Origin of the sequence: Streptomyces kronopolitis, from assembly GCF_050953795.1 — a bacterium.
GTDB classification, from domain to species: Bacteria; Actinomycetota; Actinomycetes; order Streptomycetales; family Streptomycetaceae; genus Streptomyces; species Streptomyces kronopolitis_A.
The window spans coordinates 2,836,435-2,859,757 of record NZ_CP191850.1; the positions used below are offsets into that span (position 1 = coordinate 2,836,435).

The following is a 23,323-nucleotide window of genomic DNA, read 5'->3' on the forward strand; positions in this document are numbered from 1 at the left end:
CCCCGTACGTCCGATACGTACGGGGGCGCTCCCATGGGTGCCGCGGCGCGGGCGTCAGTCGAAAATCGGCCCCTGGGTCCGCGTCCGCTTGATCTCGTAGAAGCCGGGGATCGAGGCGACCATCAGCGTGCCGTCCCACAGCCGGGCGGCCTCCTCGCCCTTGGGGGCGGGGGTGACGACCGGGCCGAAGAAGGCGATCCGCTCCCCGTCGTGGCCCGGCACGGCGATGACCGGGGTGCCGACCTCCTGGCCGACCAGGTCGATGCCCTCCTTGTGGGAGACGCGCAGCTGTGCGTCGTAGGCGTCGGAGTCCGCGGCGTCGGCGAGTTCGGCGGGCAGGCCGGCCTCCCGCAGGGCCTCGACGAGCGTCTCGCGGGTGCGCTCCTGGCCCCGGTTGTGGAAGCGGGTGCCGAGGGCGGTGTAGAGCGGGCCGAGCACCTCGCTGCCGTGCTGCTGCTCGGCGGCGATGCACACCCGCACCGGGCCCCAGGCGGTCGCCAACAGCTCGCGGTAGTTCTCCGGGAGCTCGTCCAGCTTGTCCTCGTTGAGCACCGCCAGGCTCATCACGTGCCACCGCACCTCGACCGGGCGGACCTTCTCCACCTCCAGCATCCACCGGGAGGTCATCCACGCCCACGGGCACAGCGGATCGAACCAGAAGTCTGCGGGTGTCTTCGCGGTCTCGGACACGGGGGTCTCCTCCAAAGGGCGGTGCCGGTCAGCGGCGCTGTTCCGTGGAAGGTTCAACCGACAGCGGGCGTGCCATGATTCCCCGTGTTCGATATTCGAGACGAAGGAGTCACGGCGTGCCAGGTGAGAATCTGTCCCGGGACGAGGCGGGCGCGCGCGGCCGGCTGCTGAGCGTCGAGGCCTACGACGTGGCACTGGACCTCCGCTCGGCGGTCGCGCAGGGTGCGGAGGCGGACACCTTCCGCTCCCGCACGACCATCCGCTTCCGCTGCGCCGAGCCCGGCGCCGCCACCTTCGCGGACCTGCTGGCACCGTCGGTCACCACCGTGACCCTCAACGGCCGGGACCTGGACCCCGCGGTGGTCTTCGACGGCACCCGGATCGCGCTGGACGATCTGGCCGCCGAGAACACCCTCGTCGTGGACGCGCGGTGCGCCTACAGCCGCACCGGTGAGGGGCTGCACCGCTTCGTGGACCCCGAGGACGGCGAGGTCTACCTCTACACGCAGTACGAACCCGCCGATTCCCGCCGGGTCTTCGCCAACTTCGAACAGCCCGATCTGAAGGCCCCGTTCACCTTCGAGGTGACCGCCCCCGAGGGCTGGGTGGTGCTCAGCAACGGCGCGCGGGAGGGCGCGGCCGAGGGCGGCCGGCACCGCTTCGCGACCACCCGGCCGATCTCCACGTACATCACGGCCGTGGTCGCCGGCCCGTACCACTACGTCTCCGACAGCCACCGCCGCACCTTCGAGGACGGCAGCACGCTGGAGATCCCGCTGGGCGCTCTGTGCCGCAAGGGGCTGGCGAAGCACTTCGACGCGGACGACGTCTTCGCCGTCACCAAGCAGGGCCTGGACTTCTTCCACGACCACTTCGACTTCCCCTACCCCTTCGGGAAGTACGACCAGGCGTTCGTCCCGGAGTACAACCTCGGCGCGATGGAGAACCCGGGCTGTGTCACCTTCCGCGAGGAGTTCATTTTCCGCGGGAAGGTGACCGAGGCGGCCTACGAGCGGCGGGCCAACGTCATCCTGCACGAGATGGCGCACATGTGGTTCGGCGACCTGGTCACCATGCAGTGGTGGGACGACCTGTGGCTGAAGGAGTCCTACGCGGACTTCATGGGCTCCTTCGCTCTGGTGGAGGCCACCCGCTTCACCGACGGCTGGATCACCTTCGCCAACCGGCGCAAGTCCTGGGCCTACCGCGCCGACCAGCTGCCCTCCACCCACCCGGTCACCGCCGACATCCGTGACCTGGAGGACGCCAAGCTCAACTTCGACGGCATCACCTACGCCAAGGGCGCCGCCGTGCTCAAGCAACTGGTGGCGTACGTGGGGCAGGAGGCGTTCCTGGAGGGTGCCCGGCGCTACTTCAAGCGGCACGCCTACGGCAACACCCGGCTCGCGGACCTGCTGGCGGTGCTGGAGGAGACCTCCGGGCGGGACCTGGCGCAGTGGTCGCGGTCCTGGCTGGAGACCGCGGGCGTCAACTCCCTGACCCCGCAGGCCGTGTACGACGCCCAGGACCGGATCACCGAGCTGAGCGTCCTGCAGGAGGCCGCCGACTCGCACCCCGAACTGCGGCCGCACCGGGTCGCGGTGGGCCTCTACCGGCGTCAGGGCGCGGGCTCGGCGCTGGTGCGCTACGCCCGCGCGGAGGTCGACGTCTCCGGGCCGCGCACGGCGGTGCCGGAGCTGGCGGGCCTGGAGCGGCCGGAGCTGATCCTGGTCAACGACGAGGACCTGACGTACTGCAAGGTCCGTTTCGACGAGGGATCGCTGGCCACCCTGCGGGCCCGGCTCGGCGAGCTGGTTGACCCGATGGCGCGGGCGCTGTGCTGGGCGGCGCTGTGGGGGCTGACCCGCGACGGGCTGATGCCGGCCCGCGACTACCTCGATCTGGTGCGGCGGTTCGCCGGCCGGGAGACCGACATCGGGGTGCTGCAGTCGCTGCACGACCAGGCGCAGGCGGCGCTGGAGCACTACACCGCGCCCGAGCACCGCGAGCGCGCCGCCCGGGAGCTGGCCGAGGGCGCGCTGCACGAGCTGCGGCTGGCCGAGCCCGGCAGCGGCCACCAGCTCACCTGGGCCCGGCACTTCGCCGCCGTCGCCGGCACCCCGGCCGACCTCCAGCTGCTCCGGGGCCTGCTGGACGGCACCGCGAAGATCGACGGCCTGGACGTGGACCAGGAGCTGCGCTGGACGCTGCTGGGCCCGCTGGCCGCGCACGGCCTGGCGGACGAGGCCGCGATCGACGCGGAGCTGGCCCGCGACGACACCGCCTCCGGCCGCCGCCACCAGGTGCGCTGCCTGGCGGCCCGCCCCTCGGCCGAGGTCAAGGAGCAGGCGTGGCAGCGGGTCGTGGAGTCCGACACGCTGTCGAACGCGCTGGTGGAGGCGACCATCGCGGGCTTCGCGCAGCCGGGGCAGCGGGAGTTGCTGGCCCCCTGCGCGCCGCGCTACTTCGAGGCGATCGAGCGGGTGTGGCGGGAGCGGTCCATCGAGATCGGGATGTCCGTGGTGCGCGGGCTGTTCCCGGACTGGCTGGTCGAGTCCTCCACCCTGGACGCCGCGGACCGCTGGCTGGCCGGGCACGCGCAGGCGGCGCCCGCGCTGCGCCGGCTGGTCCTGGAAAAGCGCGACGATCTGGCCCGTGCGTTGCGGGCACAGGCTTGTGACGCGGCGGCCGGGGACAGGCCGTAACCCCCGTGGCGACCAGCTTCTTTCGGCAGTCGAACGCCCGTACTTTAGTACAGGGTTGTCCGGTTTGTGGTACGAGCGTGTAACAGCGGTTAGGGGGCGGAGCGGGCGCGGGAATCTGGCCCGCATGAACCACGACACCCCGCTCTCCCCCCTCCCCCTCCGCCACCTCTCCGACGTCCACTGCCGGGTGATGACCACCCGTCAGCTGCGCGAGCACGGCGTCGCCGCGTCGGAGACCGCCGAACGCTGCCGCGCCGGCGGCTCCTGGAAGCAACTGCTGCCCGGCGTCTATCTGCTGCACGCGGGGCCGCCCACCAGCGAGGAACGGCTCCAGGCGGTGCTGCTGTACGCCAGTCACCGGGGGCCGACCGTGCCCCGGCAGGGCGCCGCGTCCGAGGACGCCCCCGAGGCGATGATCACGGGCCTGGCGGCGCTGGCCCTGCACGGCTTCACCGAGGCGCCCGCGCTGCTCGCCCTGGACCGCATCGAGGTGCTGGTCTCGCGCAGCCGGCGGCTGCGCTCGTCCGGCTTCGCGCGGATCCTGCGGGCCGTGGAGCTGCCCGTGGCGCAGGAGATCACCGGGATGCCGGCCGCGCCGGTGCCGCGCGCGCTGGCCGACGCGGTCGGCGGGCTCAACGACGCCCCCACCGTGCGCCGGCTGCTGACCGAGGCGGTCCGCGGCGGCCACTGCGAGGCGACCGCGGTGGTGCGGGAGCTGAGCCGGGCCCGGCTGCTGACCCGGCCGCACGTGGTCGACGCGGTGGACACCCTGCTGGCCGAGGGCCGGGCGCTGGCCGAGCAGCGGCTGTACGCCATGGTGCGGGCGCAGGGGCTGCCCGATCCGCTGTGGAACGTCGATCTGCGGCTGCCCGGTGGGCCGCACCTGGGCGGCGTGGACGCCTTCTGGCCCGAGTACGGGGTGGCCCTGGAGATCGACACCCGGGCGCCCCGCCCCGAGGAGGACCCGCTGGCCTCCCCGTTCTTCCACAAGCGCGAGCACCTGGAGCGGCTGGGCATCACCGTCGTGCGCTGTCTGCCCCGCACCCTGCGCGAGGCGCCGGACCAGCAGGCCGCGGTGGTCCGCACGGCCCTGATGGCGGCCGGCGACCGGGAGCAGGGGGCGTATGTGGTGGTCCTGCCGCGCTAGGGCGCCGTCAGCGTCGCTTGAGCAGCAGTTCGACGTTGCGGTCCCGGGAGGTGCCGGCGAGGTCGGAGCGGGCCTCGGGGGCGTTGAAGGACAGCTCGCGGTAGAGCGCGGCCAGCCCGGTCTGCGAGAGGTCGGTGAAGTCCGTGCGGTGCGGGGCGGCCGACTCGATCAGGGTGGCGAACAGCGACAGGGTGCCGTCGTGGTTGTCGACCAGTTCGATGACCCGGGCCAGCTGCGGGAAGTCGATGTGCGAGGCGGTGGAGATCTCCCAGAAGCCGCCGTGCGCGAGGATCTCGTTCTTGTGGCTGTGGCCGTTGATCCAGCCGGCGACGTGCGGGTGCGCGGCCAGCACCTCGACCAGCTCCGGACCGCCGTGCCGCTTCTCGTGCGGGTGGGCCGGGTCGGGCCGGGTGTTGTTCATGGTCTTGCTGGTGTGGTGGCTGAAGACCAGGACGTGCAGCTTGTCCCCCTTCTCGTTCTTCTTCAGCACCCCTTCCAGCCAGCGCAGCTGGCCGTCGCCGATCGAGCCGGTGTAGTGGCCGCCGGGGTCGGTGGTGTCCAGGCTGATCCCGAGGACGTCATCGGAGATCTTGAAGGTGTAGTAGAGGCGGTTGCCGTCCAGATGCGCCTGGGTGTAGCCGTGGCCGTGCGGGCCGGGGCCGGTGCGCGCCGGGTCGAGGTGGGCGCGCAGGTATTCCGCCCGGGTGAAGGGGGCGCGCCGCTCGTCGGGGGTGACCCTCCTGGCCTGCTTGCTGTGCGAGGTCAGCAGGCGCTTGAAGTCCGCCCCCTTGGGGTCGAGGCCGTCCTTGACCGCCTTCCAGACCTTCGCGGCCTCGGCGGCGGGCAGCGTCTCCAGCTTGCGGCCGCCGGTGGCGATCTCGGTCCAGAAGGGGTCGCCGGGGGCGTAGCAGCCGCCGGGCAGCGAGTCGTGGTTGCCGACCGTGGAGTACCAGGGCAGCCGCAGGCCGGGGCTGTGCACGGTGCGGATCGCCGCCTGGAGGAAGCCGTGCAGGTGCGGGAAGCCCAGCTTCTTGTCGGCGTCGCGCAGCGCACTGTCCGGCTGCCAGTACAGCTTCAGCCCGCTGTCCTGGACGCCCTCGTAGCGGCGCGGGTCGCCGGAGTTCGGGGTGATCCGGCCGCCGCTCATCGCGGTCAGGAACCACTCCAGCTCCAGCTTGGAGTTGTTGTCGGTGTTGTCGCCGGTGGTCATCACGCACGACAGCGGGGCGCCGGTGGCGGGCCCGCCGGGCAGTGCGTTGACCCGCTCGATCAGCGAGACCACCCCGGCCACGGACAGCGCCTCCTGCGGCCGCCAGGCGCTGGCGGTCTCCGCGCGCAGGTACTCGTAGCGCAGCGGGCTCTGCACATCGACCAGGTGCAGGTCGGTGAACTGCACGAACGACGCCAGGGCGGTCCGCCGGCGCTCGCGCCCGCCGTGTGCGGTGCCCAGGTCGGCGCGGACCACCCGGTTCCAGGCGGGGCCGTCTCCGAGCCGGCGGTAGCCGCTGCCGCCGCGCGGGGCGGCCACACCGCCGAGGGTGGTGCCCTTGGTGTACGGCACATGAGGGACGGCGGGGGCGTCGACCGGCACCGGCGCGGCCGGGGCCGGACCGCTGGTGACGGTGGCGGCCTGGGCCGGCCGGTCCGGGCCGACGCCGAAGGCGAGCCCCAGTCCGGTCGCGGCGCCGACGGCCCCGGTGGCGGTGAGGAACGAACGGCGGTCGAAGGTGGACCGTATACGGGACATACGCGGGCTCCCCGAGTGCGAACGCGACGGCGGCCGGGCAGCACAACTGCCCTGTCACCTGGGATGGTTGGCACCGGGAATGACCTGTGCGTGAACGCCACCGCAACGCGGGGAACCCATCACCGCACAGGGATCTGCCGGCCACCGGCCGGTCATGGAGCCCTGCCCGGAGGTGTCGTCGGCGGTCACCGGATGTTCACCCCGCGGGGTACCCGCGGCGTACCGGCCCGCACGGACGTAACCTTCAGTGAGAGGTGCGTCACGCACCGCCCCCGAACACCCTCCCGACCCGCCACGGAACGGAACGGATTGGACAAGGCGACGGGTGTCACACACATGATGGAGGCACTACTGAGCAGGTGTTCCGAGCAGACACCCGAGCCAGGCCAGAAAGAAGGAGTCCCATGAGGATCGGAATCGTCGGAGCCACCGGACAGGTCGGCGGCGTGGTGCGAGGCATCCTCGCCGAGCGGAACTTCCCGGTGGAGCAGCTGCGGCTGTTCGCTTCGGCCCGGTCCGCCGGACGCACGCTGCCCTGGCAGGACACCGAGATCACGGTCGAGGACGCCTCGACCGCCGACTACTCGGCGCTGGACATCGTGATCTTCTCGGCCGGCGGCGCCACCTCCAAGGCGCTGGCGGAGAAGGTCGCCAACGCCGGCCCGGTCGTGATCGACAACTCCTCGGCCTGGCGCCGTGACCCCGAGGTCCCGCTGGTCGTCTCCGAGGTCAACCCCTCGGCGATCACCGAGCGCCCCAAGGGGATCATCGCCAACCCGAACTGCACCACCATGGCCGCGATGCCCGTGCTGCGCCCGCTGCACGACGAGGCCGGTCTGGTCTCGCTGGTCGTCTCCACCTACCAGGCGGTCTCCGGCAGCGGTCTGGCCGGCGTGGAGGAGCTGGACGGCCAGGTCCGCAAGGCCGTCGAGCAGGACGCCACCAAGCTGACGCACGACGGCTCGGCCGTGGAGTTCCCCGAGCCGGACAAGTACGTCCGCCCGATCGCCTTCAACGTGCTGCCGATGGCCGGCGCGATCGTCGACGACGGGCTGAACGAGACCGACGAGGAGCAAAAGCTCCGCAACGAGAGCCGCAAGATCCTGGAGATCCCGGACCTGAAGGTGTCCGGCACCTGCGTCCGCGTCCCGGTCTTCACCGGCCACTCGCTGCAGGTCAACGCCCGTTTCGCGCGTCCGATCAGCCCCGCCCGGGCCCAGGAGCTGCTGGCCGGCGCCCCCGGCGTCACCCTCTCCGACGTGCCCACCCCGCTCCAGGCCGCCGGCCAGGACGCGTCCTTCGTGGGCCGGATCCGCTCCGACGAGACCGTGGAGAACGGCCTGTCGCTGTTCGTCTCCAACGACAACCTCCGCAAGGGCGCGGCGCTGAACGCCGTCCAGATCGCGGAGCTGGTCGCGGCCGAGCTGCGCGGCTGAGGGCCGCACGGCTCGCACCACATTGCCGGGTGCCCGTACGGAGTCGGCCTCCGCACGGGCACCCGCGCTTTTCGGGCGGCGTGCCCGGCGGTCCGTTCAGAGCGCCAGATGCCGCCGGAGAGCGACGTCGATCTCCACCATCCGCTGCCTGGGCACCGAACCGACCCTTTGGCGCACGCGCTCCAGCGTGACGGCGCGGACCTGTTCGCACTGGGCCTTGGAGTCCTTGGGCAGACGGCACTCCTCGGCGCCGAGGAACACCTGGAACGTAAGGACACGCGAGGTGTTCGACGTCAGGGGAACGACCATGACCACCCCCCGACGGTTGCTCTCGACCGACTGATTGGCGCCGTTGTTGGACACGATCACGGCCGGGCGGACCTTGTTGGCCTCACTGCCTCGCGCCGGCTCCAGATCGATCATGTGGACGTCACCACGCCTCATGGGTGAGCCCATCCCCGCTCGTCCGGTCCCAGAGCGCCGCATCCTCGCTCGCGGCCCACTCCTCGAACGCCTCGGTGTACTCCGATTCAAGTTCCGCGGCACGCAGCAGCTCGATGGCGGCGTGTATCACGGCGGACCGGGACTCCGCCTCCGTTCTCGTCGCGTACTCGTCAACGAAGGCGAGGTCCTCCTGAGGCAGGCTCACACTAATCTTCATACCTCGATGCTACCCATGTAGCTACCACTGTGCCACCGCGGATTCCCCCCTCGGCACCCCCCGCCCACATGGAAGGATGGCCCGAAACTTCCGATGCAATGACCAATGCGAAGGAGACGAACGGGTGCCTGGCACGAATCTGACCCGCGACGAGGCGCAGCAGCGGGCGCGCCTGCTGACCGTGGACGCGTATGAGATCGATCTCGACCTCTCCGGCGCGCAGGAGGGGGGAGACGCGGACGCCGGCGGCCACGGCACGTTCCGGTCCGTGACCACGGTGCGGTTCGACTCGGCCGAGGCGGGCGCGGACACCTTCATCGACCTGGTCGCGCCGGCCGTGCACGAGGTGCGGCTCAACGGAGAGGCGCTCGACGCGGGCGCGGTGTTCAAGGACTCGCGGATCGCGCTGGCGGGGCTGCGGGCCGGCCGCAACGAATTGCGGGTCGTGGCGGACTGCGCCTACACCAACACCGGTGAGGGGCTGCACCGTTTCGTCGACCCGGTGGACCAGCAGGCCTATCTGTACACCCAGTTCGAGGTGCCGGACGCGCGGCGGGTCTACGCGTCCTTCGAGCAGCCCGATCTGAAGGCGACCTTCCAGTTCACCGTGAAGGCTCCGGAGGGCTGGACGGTGATCTCCAACTCGCCGACGCCCGAGCCGAGCGGCACCGTCTGGCGCTTCGCGCCGACGCCGCAGATCTCCACCTACATCACGGCCCTGATCGCCGGTCCTTACCACAGCGTGCACAGCAGCTACGAGAAGGACGGGCGGACGGTGCCGCTGGGCATCTACTGCCGGCCGTCGCTGGCCGAGCACCTGGACGCGGAGGAGATCTTCGCGGTCACCCGGCAGGGCTTCGAGTGGTTCCAGGAGAAGTTCGACTACGACTACCCCTTCGCCAAGTACGACCAGCTCTTCGTGCCGGAGTTCAACGCCGGCGCGATGGAGAACGCGGGCGCGGTGACCATCCGCGACCAGTACGTCTTCCGGTCGAAGGTGACGGACGCGGCGTACGAGGTGCGCGCGGAGACCATCCTGCACGAGCTGGCGCACATGTGGTTCGGCGACCTGGTCACCATGGAGTGGTGGAACGACCTGTGGCTGAACGAGTCGTTCGCCACGTACACCTCGATCGCCTGCCAGGCCTACGCCCCGGGCTCGAAGTGGCCGCACTCCTGGACGACGTTCGCCAACTCCATGAAGACCTGGGCCTACCGGCAGGACCAGCTGCCGTCGACCCACCCGATCATGGCCGAGATCAACGACCTCGACGACGTGCTGGTCAACTTCGACGGCATCACCTACGCCAAGGGCGCCAGCGTCCTCAAGCAGCTGGTCGCCTACGTCGGCATGGACGAGTTCTTCCAGGGCGTGCAGGCGTACTTCAAGGCGCACGCGTTCAAGAACACCCGGCTGTCGGATCTGCTCGGCGCGCTGGAGGAGACCAGCGGGCGGGATCTGAAGACCTGGTCGAAGAAGTGGCTGGAGACCGCGGGCATCAACATCCTGCGGCCGGAGATCGAGGTGGACGCCGACGGCGTGGTCACCTCCTTCGCGGTGAAGCAGGAGGCTCCGGCGCTGCCGCCGGGCGCCAAGGGCGAGCCGGTGCTGCGCCCGCACCGCATCGCGATCGGCTCGTACGCGCTGCGCGACGGCAAGCTGGTGCGCACCGGGCGGATCGAGCTGGACGTGGACGGGGCGCTGACCCCCGTACCGCAGCTGGCGGGCACCCGGCGGCCCGACGTCTTCCTCCTCAACGACGACGATCTGTCGTACGCCAAGGTCCGGCTGGACGAGGAGTCGCTGAAGACGGTCACCGAGCACCTCGGGGACTTCACCGAGTCGCTGCCGCGCGCGCTGTCGTGGGCCTCGGCCTGGGACATGACGCGGGACGCCGAACTCCCCGCCCGTGACTACCTCGCGCTCGTGCTGTCCGGCATCGGCAAGGAGTCGGACATCGGCGTGGTCCAGTCGCTGCACCGCCAGGTGAAGCTGGCCCTGGACCTGTACGCGGCCCCGGAGTGGCGCGAGCAGGGTCTGACGGCCTGGACGGCGGAGACCCTGGAGCAGCTGCGGGCGGCCGCGCCGGGCAGCGACCACCAGCTGGCGTGGGCCCGCGCGTTCGCCGCCTCGGCCCGTACGGAAGAGCAGCTGGACCTGCTGCAGGGCCTGTTGGACGGTACCGAGGAGATCTCCGGGCTGGCCGTGGACACCGAGCTGCGCTGGTCGCTGGTGCAGCGGCTGGCCGCCACCGGCCGGGCGGACGAGAAGGCCATCGCGGCCGAGCTGGAGCGGGACAAGACCTCGGCCGGCGAGCGGCACGCCGCGACCGCGCGCGCGGCACGGCCGACCGCCGAGGCCAAGACCTTGGCCTGGGCCTCGGTCGTGGAGTCGGACAAGCTGCCCAACGCCCTGCAGGAGGCCGTCATCGGCGGCTTCGTGCAGACCGACCAGCGTGAGCTGCTGGCGTCGTACACCGCGAAGTACTTCGACGCGGTGAAGGACATCTGGAACTCCCGCAGCCACGAGATGGCGCAGCAGATCGCGGTGGGTCTCTACCCGGCGCTCCAGGTGTCGCAGGAGACGCTGGACGCGACGGACGCCTGGCTGGCCTCGGCCGAGCCGAGCGCCGCGCTGCGCCGGCTGATCACCGAGTCGCGGGCCGGGATCGAGCGCGCGCTGAAGGCGCGGGCGGCGGACGCGGCGGCGTAAGCGGCCCCTGTCCCTGACGGGCCCCCACCGCCGGTGCGGTGGGGGCCCGTCGTCCGTGCGAGGGGCCGCGGCTCAGCCGCTCAGCTCGTCGAAGCGGCGGACGAGGGCGGCGCGGCCGCTGTCGGTGAGGTCCCCGTGCAGCCGCAGCCGCGCCAGGCCGCCGTCGGGGAAGACGTCCAGCCGGACATGGGTGGCGGTGGCGGCCCGCGGCAGCCGGAAGCGGTGCGGGGTGTCGGGCTGGAGGGCGGTGCGCGGCAGGATCTCGTACCAGGCCGACGCGTCCGACGGGTCGGCGCTCTCCGCGTCGCAGCCGTACAGTGCCGCCCAGCCCGCGGAGTTGCCCTTGAGGTAGGCGGTGTCGATCTCCACGGCGCGGATCTCGCCACGGGCCGCGAGGCGGAAGCGCACCCAGTCGTTCGTGCCCCTGACCCGGCGGCGGCGGTTCTCCCAGCCGTCGTCCATCTTGCGGGACAGGTCGGGCCGGATGAGCTGGGTGGGCGAGGAGTAGAAGCGGTCGGAGGCGTCCTCGACGGTGCCGCCGTGCAGCACGGAGGCCAGGTCGAGGGTACCGAGCACATCGAGCCACTCCGGGTCGGGCACGACCTCGCCGTGGACCCGGAGGCGGGCGATGCCGCCGTCGGGGTGCTGCTTGAGGCGGAGGTGGGTGAAGCGGCGCTCGGCGTCGACCGCGAAGCCGTTGGCGGCGTGGCCGCGGACCGGCGTGCGCGGGACCAGCTCCTCCCACTTCACGTCGTCGGCGAGCAGCTCCCGGGGGCCGGGGCTGCCGGGCAGCGCGGTGGCCTCGACGGATATCTGCTGCGGGTAGTTGCCGCGGAAGTGGGCGGTGTCGACGACGAGGCCGCGGATCACGCCGGGGGCGGCAAGGCGGATCAGCGCCCAGTCGTGCTCGTGGTCGGCCGGGAAGGGGTGCTCGGCGTCCGCGCCGCGGCGGCGCCGGGTCTCCCAGCCATCCATGATCTTGCCCTTGTGGCCGAAGCGCTCGGGGTCGAAGACCGCGGGAGTGGGCGTCAGCAGATTCTCCCGCTCGGCGAAGAACTCGTCGTTCGCGGCGATCACCCCGGCGCCGAGACGGCGGTCGGCGAGATCGACGAGCGAGGTGAAGGGGAAGTCCCCGCCGCGGTAGTCGGCGTAGGGGTCTCCGCCGCCGTAGGGGGCGGCGTCGTTCGCGTGCGGATCGTGGCTGCCGGCAGGGAGGCGGGTCATCGTGGCCTTTCGACGGGGCCGAAGGAACGGACCGGACCACCGTCGCAGCGGGCCACCTCTCAGGTCCATCGAAAGTTTTTGAGGAATACGTTCAGTCCAGCTGAACGGTTGACTCCTCCGGCGTCTGGGCGGCGGCCGCCCGGCGCAGTGCCGCCAGCACCCGGGCGAGCCTCGGCGCCCCTTCCGCACCCCGCCGGACGGCGGCGATCACATGCCGCCGCGGCCGGTCGGCGCGCAGCACCCGCAGCGCCACTCCCCCGCCCACGGGCTCCTCCCGTGCGCCGCCCTCGCGCGGGCCGCCGACGCCGCCCGCCCGCGCCATCCGGGGCACCAGCGCGACCCCCATGCCCGCCGCGACCATCGCCCAGATCGCGCTCCAGTCCGCGGCGGCGTGCGCCTGCTCGGGCACGAACCCGGCGCTCTCGCACACGGTGGTGGTGATCTGCGACCAGGGGCCGCTGCTGCCGAAGATCCAGGGTTCGTCCGCCAGATCGGCCAGCCGCAGCCCCGGCGCGGCCGCCAGCCGGTGGCCGGCCGGCAGCGCCACGTCCAGCGGGTCGGCCAGCAGCGAGACCCGGCTGAACCGGGGATCGCGCGGGGTGGGGGCGTGCGCCGCCAGGGACAGTGCCAGGTCCACGCTGCCGTGTGCCAGCAGCTCGTACGCCGCCTCCGCCTCCGCCTCCCGCACGGCGACCGCCAGCCCCGGGTGGCTGCGGCGCAGCTCCTGGACGGCGGGCACCACCAGCGCGGGGATGGCGGTGGCGAACGCGCCGACCCGCACCCGGCCCGCCTCGCCACGGAGGTGACCGAGCAGATCGGCGTCCGCGCGCTCCAGCTCGGCGAAGACCGCGTCGGCGTGCCGCAGCACCAGCTGCGCGGCGTCGGTCAGCCGCACCCGCCGGCCGTGAGCCTCCAGCAGCGTCACCCCGAGCGCCCGGGCCAGCCCGGTCAGCTGCTGGGAGACCGCGGAGGGGGTCATGTGCAGCGCCTCGGCGGTCGCGGTGACCGTGCCCCGCTCCTGGAGGGTGCGCAGGATGTGCAGCTTCTTGAGGTCCCAGTCGGCCATGCGGGCAGCGTACGCATCCGCCGGCGCGGTCACCGGGTGCCGCGGGGACGCGGGCGGGGACGCACCCCGCCCGCGGCCGGCCGGTTCAGCCGCGCCGGGCCTGGCGGCGGGCGAGGATGGCCGCCTGCCGCTCGTCGAACTTCCGCGCCTGGCCGTCCAGGCCCGCCATGTACAGCCCCAGCTCCTCCTGGGCCGCGAGCCCGGCCGGGCCCAGGCCGCCGATCTCCAGCACCTTCAGGTAGCGCAGCACGGGCTGGAGCACATCGTCGTGGTGGATGCGCAGGTTGTAGATCCCGCCGAGCGCCATCCGGGCCGCCGACCGCTCGAAGCCGGGCATGCCGTGGCCGGGCATCCGGAAGCCGGTGACGACGTCGCGCACCGCGCACATGGTCTGGTCGGGCGCCATCTCGAAGGCCGCACCGAGGAGGTTGCGGTAGAAGATCATGTGGAGGTTCTCGTCGGTGGCGATCCGGGCGAGCATCCGGTCGCAGACCGGGTCGCCGGAGTGGTGCCCGGTGTTGCGGTGCGAGATCCGGGTGGCCAGCTCCTGGAAGGCGACGTACGCCACCGAGTGCAGCATGCTGTGCGCGTTGTCGGACTCGAAGCCCTCCGACATGTGGGCCATGCGGAACCGCTCCAGCTCGTCCGGGTCGACGGCCCGGCTGGTGAGCAGGTAGTCACGCATCACGATGCCGTGCCGGCCCTCCTCCGCGGTCCAGCGGTGCACCCAGGTGCCCCAGGCGCCGTCCCGGCCGAAGAGAGTGGCGATCTCGTGGTGATAGCTGGGCAGGTTGTCCTCGGTGAGGAGGTTGACCACCAGCGCGATCCGGCCGATGTCGCTGACCTTGGACTGCTCCGGGGCCCAGGCCTCGCCCTCCATGACGCCGGGGAAGTTCCGCCCGTCGCTCCACGGCACGTACTCGTGCGGCATCCACTCCTTGGCGACCTTCAGATGCCGGTTGAGTTCCTTTTCGACGACCTCTTCGAGCGCGTAGAGAAGCTGGGTGTCGCTCCAGGCGGCCTGGCCGCGCTCTCCGTCATGGCGGGCGGGGGCGATGGTCACGGGGGAACTCCTGGGGGACGACGACCTACGGGACCGTAGGTTTGACCTACGGCCCCGTAGGTTACGTCATCGTAGGTTAGGGCCGGTTAAACATCGGCCCCCCGCAAACCGGGCGAAAATCGCGCGATAGCCGCCTCGCAACCCCTTTTTCACCTGCGCAAATATCCGGGAACGACAAAGGGCGCCACTCGGTCTTGTAACCGAGAGGCGCCCTGGAAGGCGTCGCTGTGGTGTGCCCGGCGTCAGCCCTTGGACTTGGCCTGCTTGCGGGACTTGTCGCTCACGATGACCAGTCCGGCGATGATCAGGAAGAGCACGATGGGCATCGCGACATAGAGGCCGAGCGTCTGGATCACGCTCAGGCCCGGACCCGGGTCGTCACCGTCGTCGCGGGTGAGCGCAAACGCGGGGGACGACATCAGCAGCATCAGCGCGGTGCCGGCGGTGATGGTTCCGGCGCGCAGGGCATTCTTCTTCACCTTGTTGCTCACGAAGTCAACGTATCGGACGCCGCCTCGCCCCGCGCGCCCGGGGTCCGCAAGCGGTCCCCGACGGGCCGGAGGCGGCCTGCGCCGCGCCGTCCGACAGCTCCCGCATCAACGCGTGCAGCCGTGGCGAGGCGGCCAGTTCCTCCAGGGTGTACGGGCGTCCGTCGGGGCCGGCGAGCGGCAGGCGCCAGTTCGGGTACTCGTCGCAGGTCCCGGGCAGATTCTGCGGGCGCCGGTCACCCACCGCGTCGGGCAGCCAGACGCCGATCATCCGCGCCGGGGTGCGCAGCAGAAAGCGGTGGACGGCCCGGACCGCCGCCTCCTCGTCGCCGGCGCCCTCCGGCAGCAGTCCGCGCCGCGTCAACTCACCCAGCCACTCGGCGAGTTCGCATCGGGCACGGGCACGCTCCCGCTCCGGCGGCCCGGCGAGCAGCCCGAGCCGCTCGCGCAGCGCGACGTCCGCACCGCTCAGCCGGGCCGCGGTGGGCGGCAGATCGTGGGTGGTGACGGTGGCGAGACAGGCGCCGCGCCACTCGTCGGGCGCCAGGATGCGGGCGGGCGCCGCGGGTTGCGGGGCGGGCGCCGCAGCGGCCTGCCGGGCCGGCTCCGGGGTGGCCGCCGCACCGGGGCCGTCCGCCCCGTCCGCGAGCGCCTCGGCCCCGGCCTCCCCGGCCCCGGGACCGTCCGCCCCGTCCGCCGCGCCGTTCCCGTAGTCCCGCTCGAACCACAGCACGGAGGTGCCCAGGACGCCCCGTTCGGCGAGCGCGTCGCGGACACCCGGCTCGACTGTGCCCAGGTCCTCGCCGATCACCGCGGCGCCCGCGCGGTGCGCCTCCAGCGCCAGCACCGACAGCATCGCCTCGCCGTCGTAGCGGACGTAGGTGCCCTCGGTCGGCGGCCGGCCCTCCGGGACCCACCACAGCCGGAACAGGCCCATGACATGGTCGATCCGCAGCGCACCGGCATGCCGCAGCAGCCCGCGCAGCAGCTCGCGGTAGGGGGCGTAGCCGGTGGAGGCCAGGGCGTCCGGGCGCCAGGGCGGCAGCCCCCAGTCCTGACCGCGGGCGTTGAAGGCGTCCGGCGGCGCCCCGATGGACATCCCGGCGGCGAAGGCGTCCTGCTGGGCCCAGGTGTCCGCGCCGGAGGGGTGGACACCTACGGCGAGGTCGTGCACCAGCCCGATGCCCATCCCGGCCTCCCGCGCGGCCCGTTGCGCGTGGGACAGCTGCTGGTCGGTGAACCAGGCGAGCCGGCAGTGGAAGTCGATCCGGTCGAGCAGCTGCGGCCGCAGCCGGGCGACCCCCTCGGCCCGCGGGGACCGTAATCCGGCGGGCCAGGCGCGCCAGTCGGGGCCGTGCCGCTCGGCGAGCGCGCACCAGGTGGCGTGGTCCTCCAGGGCCTGGCCCTGCTCGGCGAGGAAGTCGCAGTACGCGGCCCGCCGGCCCGGGCCGAGCGGCACCTTCCACAGCAGTTCGAGGGCCTCGCGCTTGAGCGCCCAGACCGCGTCCCGGTCGATCAGCGCGCCCCCTTCGAGCACCCCGGCCCGCAGCACGGCGGCCCGCGCGCCGAGCGCGTCGACCGCCGCCCGGGCGGCGCCGGTGAGCCGGGCGTACTCCGGGATGTGCGGGATCCGCAGATGCACCGGGTCGGGGAAGCGGCGCGAGGAGGGCCGGTAGGGGGACGGATCGGTGGGCGGACCGGGGACGGCCGCGTGCAGCGGGTTCAGCTGGAGGAAGCCGGTGCCCAGGGCGCGCCCGGACCAGGCGGCGAGGTCGGCGAGGTCCCCGAGGTCGCCCATGCCCCAGGACTGCCCGGACAGCAGGGAGTAGAGCTGGACCAGGAAGCCGTGGCTGCGGCCGGGGGGTGCGGGCACCCGGTCGGGCGCGACGATCAGCGGGGCGCGGGCTCCGCGGCCGTCGGGGCCGCGCGCGATCAGTTCGTGAACGCCCAGCGGCAGCCGGGTGAGGGCCGCCGGGTCGGGTGCCCCCAGGTCCAGGGTGGCGCCGGCCTCGGTCTCCACCCGCAGGACACTGCCGGCGGGGAGTTCCGCGAGGTCGGGTGGCCGGCCCGGCCGGGCGACGACGGTGCGCGGCAGCAGGGCCGCGCCCCTGCCGTCCTCACAGGCGGCCAGGGCGGTACGGACGGCGTGCGGAGTCGAGGCGTCGACTCCGAGTGCGGCGAGCACGGCGACGACGGTGTCGCCGGAGATCTGGACGCTTGTGCCCGCTGCGGGTTCGTAGGAGGTCGCGATGCCGTGCAGCCGGGCGAGCCGCGCGCGGCCCATGGGTCCTCAGACCTCCATGGACTCCGTGCCCATACCGGCGGCTGTCGGCTCGCTGGTCAGCGGGAGTTCGGCGGCGATCGGGACCTCGCTGGTCAGCGGCGCCGCGTCGGCGAGCGGGGGCTCGCTGGTCAGGGGCGGCTCGACGAAGCTGAAGGATCCGGATCCGTCGAGCCCGGAATCGGGGTCGGACAGCCCGTCGTACAGATCGGTCTCCATCGCCGCACCTCCCGGTTTCGCGGACAGGGCGTCGAGGAGCAGTTGAGCGGATGCGGCCACTGAGGGCCTCCCGTTCATCGGTAGTGGGACACGTGGGCCCTACCCCCTCGACACGATCGCAGACGTATCTGCTCACGAAACGTGACCCACATCACATTATGCCCTACGCAGGCGATTTGTTGGCGGGGGACGCCGGCGGGCGCAGAGAACACGGAGGGAAGGCGCCTCGCGCCGGAAGTTCTGCGGGCCTCGGGACCTCCGGACGGCCGCCCGCCGGACCGGCCGAAAACCGCCCCTGCCCGGTCCTCGCGCACCCCGCCATGGGCCTGGTTGACACTCTCACCGCCACAATGGTGGGCTCACCGCGAGAGCTGCCCGAAGAGGCACCGGCGGGGGACGACGGGGCACCGGCGGCACGCCGGCGGGTGAGGGACGGGACGAGGAGCAGCCGTGCGAGGCCGGGGCGGATGGAGCGTCGGAAGAATCGGTAGGGGCGGGGAGAGCGGCGCGGGCACCCGCGCACGGGTGGCGGGGACCACCGCGCTGGCCGCGGCGGTCATCGGGGGCCTGCTCGGCGGGGTGCCCAGCGCCCAGGCGGCGCCCGCGGACCCCGCCATCGGCGCCCCCGACCGGCCGGAGCAGCCGACCGGCGCGGGCACGGTGCCGGCCGTCTGGCCGCGCCCGCAGTCCCTGGAGAAGCTCGGCGAGGCCGTACCCCTGGGCGACCGGGCGGTGCTGGTGGCCGGGCCGGACACCGATCCCTACGCACTGGACGTGCTGCGCGGGCTGCTGCGCGACGCCGGGGTGGGCACGGTCGAGGCGCGCGCGCCCGGCGAGCGGCTGCCCGCTTCCGGGCCGGTGTTCCGGGTCGGCGGCGCGCAGGCCGCGGACGCGCTGCGGGCGCTGCGGGCGCCGGCCCGCGGGGATCTGCCCTCCGGCGGCTACCGGCTCGCCGTGGGCCGGGTCGCGGGCCGGGACACCGTCGCCATGGAGGGCGTCGGCCCGGACGGGCTCTTCCACGCCGCGCAGACGCTGCGCCAGCTGGTCACCGACGGCACACCGAAGGACGCACCGCGCGCCGGCTCCGGCCGGCAGCTGGCCTCCGTCCTCGTCCGCGACTGGCCCGGCACGGCGGTCCGCGGCACCACCGAGGGGTTCTTCGGGCAGCCCTGGAGCCGGCCGCAGCGGCTGGCCCAGCTGGACTTCATGGGGCGCACCAAGCAGAACCGCTATCTGTACGCACCCGGTGACGACCCGTACCGCCAGGACCGGTGGCGCGAGCCCTATCCGGCCGCGCAGCGCGCCGACTTCCGGGCGCTGGCCGAGCGGGCCCGCGCCAACCACGTCACGCTGGGCTGGGCGCTGGCCCCCGGCCAGGCGATGTGCTTCTCCTCCGAGGACGACCTGCGGGCGCTGCGGCGCAAGGCGGACGCGATGTGGGCGCTGGGCGTGCGCGCCTTCCAGCTGCAGTTCCAGGACGTCAGCTACAGCGAGTGGCACTGCGACGCGGACCGGGACGCCTTCGGCACCGGCCCGCAGGCCGCGGCGAAGGCGCAGGCCCGGGTGGCCAACGCACTAGCCGATCACCTGGCGCGCCGCCGCCCCGGATCCGCGCCGCTGTCGCTGATGCCGACCGAGTTCTACCAGGACGGCTCGACGCACTACCGCGGCGCGCTGTCCGACGCGCTCGACGACCGGGTGGAGGTGGCCTGGACCGGCGTGGGAGTCGTGCCGCGGACCATCACCGGCGGGGAACTGTCCGCCGCCCGCCAGGCGTTCGGCCACCCGCTGGTCACCATGGACAACTATCCGGTCAACGACTACGCCCAGGACCGGATCTTCCTCGGCCCCTACCGCGGCCGGGAGCCGGCGGTCGCCACCGGCTCCACGGCGCTGCTCGCCAACGCCATGCAGCAGCCGCTCGCCTCGCGCATCCCGCTGTTCACCGCCGCCGACTACGCCTGGAACCCCCGGGACTACCGCCCGGCGGAGTCCTGGGCCGCGGCCGTCGACGATCTGGCCGACGGCGACCGGCGTGCCCGGTCGGCGCTGCACGCACTGGCCGGAAACGACGCCTCCTCGCTGCTGAACGAGGCCGAGTCGGGGTACCTCCGGCAGCTGATCGACCGCTTCTGGAAGGCCCGCGCGGCGGCGACCGACCACGGCCGGCCCGGCCAGGACGCGGAGTTCGCCGACGCCGCCAAGGCGCTGCGGGCCGCGTTCCACACCATGAGCACCGTGCCCCGCACCCTGCACTCCGATCTGGCCGCCGAGATCCGGCCGTGGGCCGAGCAGCTGGCCCGCTACGGCAGCGCGGGCGAGCTGGCCGTGGACACGCTCATGGCCCAGGCCGGGGACGACGGCGACGCCGCCTGGTCGGCGCAGCGCACGGTCCAGCGGCTGCGCACGGCGATCGGACGCAGCCCGGCGACGGTCGGCAAGGGGGTGCTGGCGCCGTTCCTCCAGCGGGCGATGACCGAGGCCGACGCCTGGACCGGAGCCCGCCCCGGTGCCCCGCGCCCGGACGAGGGCGCCGACGCCACGTCCCTGACGGTGCCCTTCGAACGGGCCCGGCGGCTGGGCGCGGTCACCGCGCTGACCGAACCGGGTCCCGGCGCCGGCGCCGTCTCCCTGGAGGCGCACATCCCGGGCGAGGGCTGGCGGCGCCTCGGCGCGCTGTCGCCGACCGGCTGGACCGAGTCCCGCACCTCCCGGCTGCGGGCCGACGCGGTCCGGCTGACCTGGGAGAAGGGCACCGACGCGCCCTCCGTGCACGCGCTCACCCCGTGGTTCGACGACACCCCGCCGGCCGGGCTCGAGCTCTCCCGCAAGGAGACGGACGCGCGGCCCGGCGGCACCGCGACGGTGGACGCGAGGATCTTCTCCCGCCGCCCCGCCGACGTCCGCGAGAAGCTGACGGTGCAGGCCCCCAAGGGCTTCACCGTGCACGCGCCGAAGGAGGTCACCGCCCCGCGTGGCGGCACGGCCACGGTCCGTATCGCGGTCGGCGTCCCCGAGGACACCCGCACCGGGACGTACGAGATCCCGGTGCGCTTCCGGGGCGAGGAACAGACGCTGACCGTGCGGGTGTGCCCGCGCACCGGCGGCCGGGACCTGGCGCGCGGCACCGTCGCCACCTCCTCCGGGGACGAGACGCCCGGCTTCCCGGCCTCGGCGGCCACCGACGGCAACCCGAAGACGCGCTGGTCCTCCCCCGCCGAGGACGGCGCCTGGCTCCAGTTCGCGCTGGCCCACCCGACCCGGCTGGGCCGGCTCGTGCTGACCTGGCAGGACGCCTATGCCTCCGCCTACCGCGTACAGGTCTCGCCGGACGGCCGCAGCTGGCGCACGGCGGCCACGGTCCGTGACGGCAAGGGCGGCCGGGAGTCCGTACGGATGGACGCCAAGGACGCGCGGTTCGTCCGCATCCAGGGCGACAAGCGGGCGACCCGTTTCGGCTACTCGCTGTGGTCGGTGGAGGCGTACGCGGTCGAGGAACCGAAGGGCTGAGCGGTCCGCCGCGCGAGCCCCGGACGGCCGTGCCACCGGGCCCCGGACGCCGTGGTGTCGTGCCACGACGGCCGGGGCCCGGCGGCTCGCGCCCCGGCCCGGGCGGGGCATGCGGCACCGCCGCCCCGGACGGAAAGACCCGGACCTACGCCGATACGGCGTCGATCCGGGCCAGGGCGTCATCCGCGCCGTACGGCTGCAAGTAGGGCAGCCAGCGCGGGTCCCGATGGCCCGTGCCGATGATCCGCCACGCCAGTCCTGACGGCGGGGCGGGCTGATGCCGCAGCCGCCAGCCGATCTCGGCGACATGGCGGTCGGCCTTGACGTGATTGCAGCGCCGGCAGGCGGCGACGACGTTCTCCCAGGTGTGCTGACCTCCGCGGCTGCGCGGGATGACGTGGTCGACGCTGGTTGCGACGCCACCGCAGTACATACAGCGCCCGCCGTCACGGGCGAACAGCGCCCGGCGGGTCAGGGGGACGGGGCCGCGAAAGGGCACCCGCACGAACCGCTTCAAGCGGACCACACTCGGAGCGGGGATGACATGGGTCGCGCTGTGCATCAGGGCGCCGGATTCCTCGAGGCTGACAGCCTTCTCGTTGAGCACGAGGATGAGCGCGCGGCGGAGCGGTACGACGCCGAGCGGCTCGTACGACGCATTGAGGACCAGGACATGCGGCACGGGTGCCTCCTTGTACGCCGGCGGCGCGTGGCTCGCGCCGGGACGATCTCCCCACAGTGTCCCCCGGTGCCTGGTCGGAGCGCCACCATGACCGAGTAACGGGCCGGAGGTGTTTTCCACCACACGCCCGGACGGCCCCGCTCGCCCGGGCGCCTGAGCGGCCCCGGCGTTTTGTGGCGTGCCGAACAAGGGCGCGGACCGCCCCCGTTGCCCCGTTAGTGTGGTTGGTCTGCCCGGTCCCCGGAGACCCCGGAGCCCGGGTCCTGCCCCACACGGAAGGTTCGACTGTGTTCTGGTCCGCTTCGCCGGTCACCGACGCGTCACTGCGCGCCGCCACGCCGGGCTCAAACGGCCCGACCTCGCTCGACGAGGCCACGCAGAAGGCCACCAGCGCCGCCGGCTGGGTCGAGGAGAACTGGGGGACGTGGCTCACGTCCGGCCTGAAGATCGTGCTGATCATCGTGATCGCGGTGGTGTTGCGGCATGTGATCCGGCGCACGCTCACCAAGCTCATCGAGCGGATGAACCGCACCGCGGCCGCCGCCCAGGGCACCGCGCTGGGCGGACTGCTGGTCAACGCCGAGCGCCGCCGGCAGCGCTCCGAGGCCATCGGCTCGGTGCTGCGCAGCGTCGCCTCCTTCATGATCATGGGCACGGCGGCGCTCACGGTGCTGTCCGTCCTGGAGATCAATCTGGCGCCGCTGCTGGCGAGCGCCGGTGTGGCCGGTGTCGCCATCGGTTTCGGTGCCCGCAACCTCGTCACGGACTTCCTCTCCGGGGTCTTCATGATCCTGGAGGACCAGTACGGCGTCGGCGACGAGATCGACGCGGGCGTGGCCACCGGCACGGTGATAGAGGTCGGTCTGCGGGTCACCAAGCTGCGCGGCCCCAACGGCGCGATCTGGTACATACGCAATGGTGAGGTCAAGCGGATCGGCAACCTCAGCCAGGGCTGGTCCACGGCCGCCGTCGATGTGGTGATCGCCGCCGACCAGGACCTGGAGCGAGCCCGCGACACCATCACCGGCGCCGGCGAGGAGATGTCCAAGGCCGAGCCCTGGAACGAGCAGCTGTGGGAGCCGGTGGAGGTGCTCGGCCTGAGCGAGGTGCACCTGGACACGGTCACCATCAGCGTCGCGGCCAGGACCATGCCGGGCAAGGCCGCGGGCGTGGAGCGCGAGCTGCGCTGGCGCATCAAGCGGGCCCTGGACGAGGCGGGGGTCCATCTCGCCCCGCGCCCGCTGCCCGAGGAGGAAGTGGAGGAGACCGCGGACCCCACCGCCGCCGTCGCCGCCCCCTCGGTGCTCAACAACCCCGCCTCTCCGCAGTCGCTGGCGGCGGAACCGCTCGCGGCGGCGCCCAAGACGGGGAAGTAACCCGCCCGGGTCCGCCACCGCGGACCGCACAGGGGCGTACCGGCCACCGTCGGTGCGCCCCTTTCCGCTGTCCCGCGCGGGGCCGCCTCCGGGAGTGGCCGCCCGCCGCCCCCGCACCGTTGACGCCGTTCCGGCGCCCCTCTACCTTCCTGTGCGGGAACGGGAAGGTTTCTTAACAGTCCTCGGCTTCTCCACAGCCTCCGGCTCTTCAACGGTCCTCCGCTTCTCCACCGCCTCCGGCTTCTCCACGGTCGTCGGCTTCTCCACGCTCCTCGCACCGGCCCGTTCCCCGCCGGCCCCTTCCACGGAGGGCGC

General features: G+C 73.0%; 17 protein-coding genes. 6 read left to right on the forward strand and 11 right to left on the reverse strand.

The genetic code is table 11. The features are described from left to right. Positions 1-54: 54 nt before the first annotated feature. Positions 55-690, reverse strand: a complete 636-nt coding sequence (locus ACQP17_RS12395; RefSeq protein WP_433856318.1) for a mycothiol-dependent nitroreductase Rv2466c family protein — start codon at positions 688-690, stop codon at positions 55-57. Between the two features lie 116 nt (positions 691-806). On the opposite strand from ACQP17_RS12395, the gene pepN (ACQP17_RS12400) reads away from it, so the two are divergent. Both pepN (ACQP17_RS12400) and ACQP17_RS12405 read left to right on the forward strand, forming a co-directional pair. Then, positions 807-3,395: an aminopeptidase N gene (pepN, locus tag ACQP17_RS12400; RefSeq protein WP_433856319.1), complete on the forward strand. Its 2,589-nt coding sequence runs from the start codon at positions 807-809 to the stop codon at positions 3,393-3,395. Between the two features lie 124 nt (positions 3,396-3,519). Continuing rightward, entirely contained in the window at positions 3,520-4,542 is a 1,023-nt protein-coding gene (locus tag ACQP17_RS12405) for a hypothetical protein (RefSeq protein WP_433856320.1), read from the forward strand. Between the two features lie 7 nt (positions 4,543-4,549). On the opposite strand, the gene ACQP17_RS12410 is transcribed toward ACQP17_RS12405, so the two are convergent. Continuing rightward, entirely contained in the window at positions 4,550-6,289 is a 1,740-nt protein-coding gene (locus tag ACQP17_RS12410) for a TIGR03767 family metallophosphoesterase (protein WP_433856321.1), read from the reverse strand. A gap of 404 nt (positions 6,290-6,693) precedes the next feature. On the opposite strand from ACQP17_RS12410, the gene ACQP17_RS12415 reads away from it, so the two are divergent. Further along, positions 6,694-7,725 carry an aspartate-semialdehyde dehydrogenase gene (locus ACQP17_RS12415; protein ID WP_364879863.1) on the forward strand — a complete coding sequence of 344 codons (1,032 nt, stop codon included), beginning with the start codon at positions 6,694-6,696 and terminating at the stop codon, positions 7,723-7,725. Positions 7,726-7,821: 96 nt separating this feature from the next. On the opposite strand, the gene ACQP17_RS12420 is transcribed toward ACQP17_RS12415, so the two are convergent. Further along, entirely contained in the window at positions 7,822-8,148 is a 327-nt protein-coding gene (locus ACQP17_RS12420; protein WP_433856322.1) for a type II toxin-antitoxin system PemK/MazF family toxin, read from the reverse strand. A 7-nt stretch (positions 8,149-8,155) separates the two neighbouring features. Next, positions 8,156-8,386, reverse strand: coding sequence for a ribbon-helix-helix domain-containing protein (locus ACQP17_RS12425; RefSeq protein WP_433856323.1), 231 nt, complete (start codon positions 8,384-8,386; stop codon positions 8,156-8,158). 124 nt (positions 8,387-8,510) lie between these two features. Between ACQP17_RS12425 and pepN (ACQP17_RS12430) the strand changes: the two genes are divergently transcribed. Then, positions 8,511-11,099, forward strand: coding sequence for an aminopeptidase N (pepN, locus tag ACQP17_RS12430; RefSeq protein ID WP_433856324.1), 2,589 nt, complete (start codon positions 8,511-8,513; stop codon positions 11,097-11,099). Between the two features lie 72 nt (positions 11,100-11,171). On the opposite strand, the gene alc is transcribed toward pepN (ACQP17_RS12430), so the two are convergent. From alc to ACQP17_RS12460, 6 genes are all read right to left on the reverse strand, one after another. After that, the gene (alc, locus tag ACQP17_RS12435) at positions 11,172-12,323 is read right to left on the reverse strand and encodes an allantoicase (protein ID WP_433856325.1); all 1,152 of its coding nucleotides are present in this window, start codon (positions 12,321-12,323) and stop codon (positions 11,172-11,174) included. Positions 12,324-12,414: 91 nt separating this feature from the next. Beyond that, positions 12,415-13,389, reverse strand: coding sequence for a LysR family transcriptional regulator (locus ACQP17_RS12440; RefSeq protein WP_433856326.1), 975 nt, complete (start codon positions 13,387-13,389; stop codon positions 12,415-12,417). 85 nt (positions 13,390-13,474) lie between these two features. Beyond that, complete coding sequence (locus tag ACQP17_RS12445) at positions 13,475-14,452, reverse strand: acyl-ACP desaturase (protein WP_433856327.1); 978 nt, start codon at positions 14,450-14,452, stop codon at positions 13,475-13,477. Positions 14,453-14,694: 242 nt separating this feature from the next. Continuing rightward, entirely contained in the window at positions 14,695-14,943 is a 249-nt protein-coding gene (locus ACQP17_RS12450) for a hypothetical protein (RefSeq protein ID WP_364879856.1), read from the reverse strand. Between the two features lie 4 nt (positions 14,944-14,947). Then, positions 14,948-17,224 carry a 4-alpha-glucanotransferase gene (malQ, locus tag ACQP17_RS12455; RefSeq protein ID WP_433856328.1) on the reverse strand — a complete coding sequence of 759 codons (2,277 nt, stop codon included), beginning with the start codon at positions 17,222-17,224 and terminating at the stop codon, positions 14,948-14,950. 6 nt (positions 17,225-17,230) lie between these two features. Next, entirely contained in the window at positions 17,231-17,500 is a 270-nt protein-coding gene (locus ACQP17_RS12460) for a hypothetical protein (RefSeq protein WP_381471456.1), read from the reverse strand. 465 nt (positions 17,501-17,965) lie between these two features. On the opposite strand from ACQP17_RS12460, the gene ACQP17_RS12465 reads away from it, so the two are divergent. Beyond that, on the forward strand, positions 17,966-20,950 hold the full coding sequence (locus ACQP17_RS12465) for a beta-N-acetylglucosaminidase domain-containing protein (RefSeq protein WP_433856329.1): 2,985 nt from the start codon (positions 17,966-17,968) through the stop codon (positions 20,948-20,950). A gap of 145 nt (positions 20,951-21,095) precedes the next feature. Here ACQP17_RS12465 and ACQP17_RS12470 read toward each other — a convergent pair whose 3' ends face one another. After that, entirely contained in the window at positions 21,096-21,632 is a 537-nt protein-coding gene (locus tag ACQP17_RS12470; protein WP_006605595.1) for an HNH endonuclease, read from the reverse strand. A 287-nt stretch (positions 21,633-21,919) separates the two neighbouring features. Between ACQP17_RS12470 and ACQP17_RS12475 the strand changes: the two genes are divergently transcribed. Then, positions 21,920-23,008, forward strand: coding sequence for a mechanosensitive ion channel family protein (locus tag ACQP17_RS12475; protein ID WP_433856330.1), 1,089 nt, complete (start codon positions 21,920-21,922; stop codon positions 23,006-23,008). The last annotated feature ends 315 nt before the right edge of the window (positions 23,009-23,323 follow it).